The 1,128-nt window shown below is 43.2% G+C and carries 2 protein-coding genes; both read left to right on the plus strand.

Features of this window, described 5'->3' with window-relative positions; genetic code table 11:
* Positions 1-73 precede the first annotated feature (73 nt).
* Positions 74-583 (plus strand): helix-turn-helix domain-containing protein, encoded by a 510-nt coding sequence (locus tag NFS31_RS26790; RefSeq protein WP_251502152.1) that lies wholly within the window; start codon positions 74-76, stop codon positions 581-583.
* On the plus strand, positions 571-1,128 hold a 558-nt coding region (locus tag NFS31_RS26795; protein ID WP_331482902.1), incomplete at its 3' end, for an IS630 family transposase. The genes NFS31_RS26790 and NFS31_RS26795, both read left to right, overlap by 13 nt.

Genomic DNA, 1,128 nt, shown 5'->3' on the forward strand with positions numbered 1-1,128 from the left:
TATAGTAAACGACATAAATATTTTCTATTTACTTTTCAGATATCCCTTAGTAAAATAATACTGAGGTGATAGCATGAATGTTAGAAAGTTTAAATCGGACAAAAACGCTTTAATAGCAGAAGGCAATCGGATCGTTTCGTCTTCAGATGATGCCAAATTCATAAGAAAAGTAACTATTGTTAATCTCCTGCTCCGCGGTGTGAACGCTAAATCGCTTGCCGATGCCTCTGGCGAAACCGACCGGACTCTTTCTAACTGGGTCAGGTCTGTTGATGAGTATGGGTTTGAGGCTCTCCGTCCACGCAAACAGCCTGGGCGTCCGCAATCCCTTACTAATTCCCAAAAAGAAAATATTAAAGTCGTCGTATCTTCTGACCCAAATGCTTTTGGATATACTGTCTGGGATGGGCCATCCTTATCGGACTATATTGCTTCGCAATATGATATCTCTCTATGTGTAAGGCAATGCCAGCGGCTACTGCATGAACTGGGATTCTCTTTGATACGCCCACAGACATTTCCTTCCAAAGGCAATGAAGAGAACCCATTGCGTGATGAATTTAAAAAAACATCTCAGAGCTAGAAAACGATCCGGACGCAATCATATGCTACCAGGACGAAGTTCACTTCATGGCAGAATCCACGGTTACCCGCGCCTGGTATCCGAAAGGCAGTTGTCCGAAGGTCAAGTCATATCCCGGGCATAAATCCGTTGCTTATAGCGGTTTTGTGATTCCAGAAACAGGCGAACTCTTCATCACAAAGCCGGACTGGTTCAATTATGAGACAACGATAACATGTATACGTGAATTCCTCGCATCACATCCTGTAGAGGATGGCAAACACCTTTACATCGTGATGGACAATGCTCCCTGGCACAAAAAAGCAAAACGTCTTATCAATGAAGACGGGCAGTATGCAGACATTAAAGAAGCTGCAACCATAATCTCCCTCCCGCCATATTCACCTGATCTTAATCCGATCGAGCAGGTATGGAGGGTTACTCGTCGTGAGAAAACACATAACAGATTCTGGGAGACTCTTGAAAAGTTAGTTGGAGTCCTTGATAATTGGTTTTCAACTTTTAAGAAGCCCAATGACAAGCTTGCTACTTTATGCTCTTTTTCC

Origin of the sequence: Otoolea muris, from assembly GCF_943193115.1 — a bacterium.
In the GTDB taxonomy this organism is placed as follows: Bacteria; Bacillota; Clostridia; order Lachnospirales; family Lachnospiraceae; genus Otoolea; species Otoolea muris.

Bases quoted from the DNA above. Each gene is read 5' to 3' on its own strand.
- NFS31_RS26790 (WP_251502152.1), top strand. From the start codon at position 74: ATGAATGTTAGAAAGTTTAAATCGGACAAAAACGCTTTAATAGCAGAA.